Here is a 3,502-nt window from a genome sequence, read left to right as displayed (position 1 = left end):
CTGCGGAGCCGCTGCGCCTGCTCGTCCAGGTGGTGCAGGACCTCCTGCGGCGGCAGGTCGAGGCCGGCCAGGGTCTGCGCGGTGGTCCGCAGCTGGCCCATGATCGCCGCGGAGGTCATCGAGTGGCCCATGACGTCGCCGACGACCAGCGCGACCCGGCTGCCGGGCAGCGGGATCGCGTCGTACCAGTCGCCGCCGACCCGGGCCGTCTCCGCCGCGGGGAGGTACCGCGAGGCCAGGCGTACGCCGGTGGGCTGCGGCAGCGAGTCGGGCAGCATCGTGCGCTGGAGCTCGTCGGCGATGTACGCCTCACGCCCGTACAGCACGGCCTTGTCGATGCCGAGCGCGGTGTGCGTGGCCAGCTGGGCCGCGACCAGCAGGTCGCCCGCCTCGAAGGGCGGGCGCTCGGGGCCGCGCAGGAACACGGCGGCACCGATCACCCGGCGCCGGCCGCGCAGCGGCGCGAGGATCGCCCGGTGCCCGGTGGGCACGGTCCGGCCCGCCCCCAGCAGCTCGGGCACGGCGACCCGGGCCGCCGCCGAGTCCCCGAAGACGGGGCGCACCCCGCGCAGCACCTCGGCGAGCGCGCCGCCCGCCCGGACCTCGCACAGGTCGGCCGCGGGCAGCAGCCCGGCCTGCGGGTCGGTGAAGGGAATCCGCAGCCGCTCGCCCTCCCCCGCACGAACGGGCTGACCGGCCGCTCGTCGCCCACGGGGAGCGGGTCGCGCAGATAGACGAGTATGGCGTCGGAGAAGGTCGGCACGGAGGCCCGGCAGAGTCCCAGCACGATCTCGTCCAGGTCTATGCCCCGGGCGATCCGGCGGGTCGCCGCGCCGACGAAACGCAGCCGGTCCCCCTCGCGGCGGATGGCCGCCGCATGGCCGTCGGCCTGCTCCGCACCGCCCGGTCCCGCGCCGGGCGCGGCGGCGGGGCCAGGGATCGCCGCGGTGGCCGTCGAGCCGGGCACGGCCTCCTGCTGCCGGGGCCGGGCGCGTTCCTGCGGCCGGGCAGCGAGGGGCTGCCGGCCTTCGTGGGAGGTGGGATGCTCCGTCACGCGTGGGGTTCCGTCCGTCCGGGCCGGTTGTATGAGGCAATCACCTCGTGGGGCGCCACTGTGCCCCGGCGAGTGCGGTGAGAACAACGGCTGTCACCGGATGCCCCGGCGAACGGGGCCGAAACCGTCCGGCCGCGCACCGGTCCGGGGCAGCCCGGTCCGGTGGCCGGGCAGCGGACAGCGAGCACGTCTCCACCCCCTCGTAGTGGTTCGTGCGACCGCGCCGTGCGTCCGGCTCCGTGGACCGGGCGCATGGCGCGCATCGTGCGGTGACTTGTGGTCAGCCCCCGCGCTCCCACGAACCGATGGTGAGTGCCGGCGCGGTGGAGCGGTGCATGGAGGGTGATCCTACGGCCGCCCCCCTGGGGTGCGACAAGGGTCTCACGACGGGGTACGGGCAGGGGTGCGGTCCCAGTCATCCGGGAGCGCGGGGGCCGACCACCGCGGATCGGGCCGCCAGTGCTCCCACCCGTCCCGGAACGGCGAGGCCCAGGCGAGGATCGTCTCGACCGCCGCCAGACCGGCCTCGCGCACCCGCCGGGCGGTGGCCGCGTCCATCAGCCCGACGTGCTGGGCCTGGGCGAACTCGTCCTCGTCGAGCCACTCCCAGCTGTGATCGGGATGTACCGAGATGTCCAGGAAGTGGTCCTGGGAATCCACTCCACCGGACCAGCGTGTGCGGGGTTCCTCCAGGTTGACGTACCAGTTGCGGAAGACCCAGCCGCGGTCCCAGAACAGCCACACCGACCACGGGTCGCCCGGCCGGGCGAGCTTGAGCACGCCCGAGCCGAACCACCGCGAACGCACCGTGGTGCGCGGCCGGGTGTAGCGGGTGGCGAGCGGTTCGGCGTGCACCTGCGTCCCGTCGGCGAGCACGGGTCTGACGCATTCGGTACCGGACGCCATCCACACCGCGAGCAGCTCGGCGGTGTCCTGTACGACGGTCACCGGGCGGCAGATGTGCACCCGGTCCCCGTCCGCGTTGCCCCGGTAGCGCCAGAGGATGTGGTCTCCCGGCGCCCACCGCGCGCCGTCTCCCGCATCCGCCCCGGCGCCCGCTCCCGTACCCGCTTCCGTGGCTGTCATGAAAAGATCTTAGGTACGCGGACGCCCGGTTGGTACGGGAAAGTTCACGGCCGGGTCATACGCAACACGTCCAGGGCCTCGTCGAGCTGTTCCAGGGTCAGATCCCCGCGCTCGACGTATCCTTCGGCCAGCACCGTCTCCCGGATCGTGGCGCCCTCGGCCAGGGACTTCTTGGCGACCTTGGCCGCCGCCTCGTAGCCGATGTACCTGTTCAGCGGCGTCACGACCGACGGCGAGGACTCCGCGTACCGCCGGGCCCGTTCGGCGTTGGCCGTGATCCCGTCGACCGTCCGGTCGGCGAGCAGCCGGGAGGCGTTGGCGAGCAGCCGCACCGACTCCAGCAGGTTCTTCCCCATCACCGGGAGCATCACGTTGAGCTCGAAGTTGCCGGCCGCCCCGGCGGCGGCGACCGTCGCGTCGTTGCCCGTGACCTGGGCGGCGACCATCAGCACCGCCTCCGGGATCACCGGGTTGACCTTGCCCGGCATGATCGACGAACCGGGCTGCAGGTCGGGCAGGTTGATCTCCGCCAGCCCGGTGCGCGGACCCGACGCCATCCACCGCAGGTCGTTGGAGATCTTGGTGAGGGAGACGGCCACGGTGCGCAGCTGGCCGGACGCCTCGACGAGCCCGTCCCGGGCGCCCTGCGCCTCGAAGTGGTCGCGGGCCTCGGTGAACGGCAGCCCGGTGGCACGGGCGACCTCGGCGATGACGGCGGCGGAGAACCCGGGAGGGGTGTTGATGCCGGTGCCCACCGCCGTACCCCCCAGGGGGAGTTCGGCGAGCCGGGGCAGCGAGGCGGTGAGCCGCTCGACACCGTGCCGGATCTGCGCCGCGTAACCGCCGAACTCCTGCCCGAGGGTGACGGGGGTGGCGTCCATCAGATGTGTGCGCCCGGACTTCACGACGTCCGCGAATTCGGCTGATTTCCGCTCCAGGGCGGACGCCAGGTGCTCCAGCGCCGGGATCAGGTCCGCGGAGACGGCGGCGGTGGCGGCGATGTGGATCGACGAGGGGAAGACGTCGTTGGACGACTGCGACGCGTTGACGTGGTCGTTGGGGTGGACCTCACGCCCCAGCCGCTCGGTGGCCAGGGTGGCGATCACCTCGTTGGCGTTCATGTTGGACGAGGTGCCCGAACCCGTCTGGAACACGTCGACCGGGAAGTGCTCGTCCCAGCGTCCCGCGACCACCTCGGCGGCGGCCTCCCGTACCGCGTCCGCGATATCCGGATCCAGCACCTCCAGCTCGGCGTTCACCTTGGCGGCGGCCGCCTTGACGCGCCCCAGCGCCTCGATGTGGGCCCGCTCCAGGCGCTGGCCCGAGATGGGGAAGTTCTCCACGGCGCGCTGCGTCTGGGCC

The 3,502-nt window shown here is 73.4% G+C and carries 2 protein-coding genes and 1 pseudogene; all 3 read right to left on the bottom strand.

Features of this window, described 5'->3' with window-relative positions; translation table 11 throughout:
• Positions 1 to 1,054, bottom strand: a pseudogene (locus IH13_RS37220) (PP2C family protein-serine/threonine phosphatase); the annotation flags it as partial.
• Positions 1,055 to 1,435: 381 nt separating this feature from the next.
• A complete protein-coding gene (locus IH13_RS0111135; RefSeq protein WP_031083387.1) occupies positions 1,436 to 2,140 on the bottom strand; it encodes a cytidylyl-2-hydroxypropylphosphonate hydrolase in 705 nt (234 codons plus the stop codon).
• A 44-nt stretch (positions 2,141 to 2,184) separates the two neighbouring features.
• On the bottom strand, positions 2,185 to 3,502 hold a 1,318-nt coding region (locus IH13_RS0111130), incomplete at its 5' end, for a class II fumarate hydratase (protein ID WP_234433269.1).

Source organism: Streptomyces sp. NRRL WC-3549 (genome assembly GCF_000721935.1).
Taxonomy (GTDB): Bacteria; Actinomycetota; Actinomycetes; order Streptomycetales; family Streptomycetaceae; genus Streptomyces.
This window is presented reverse-complemented; position numbering and strand designations above follow the sequence as displayed.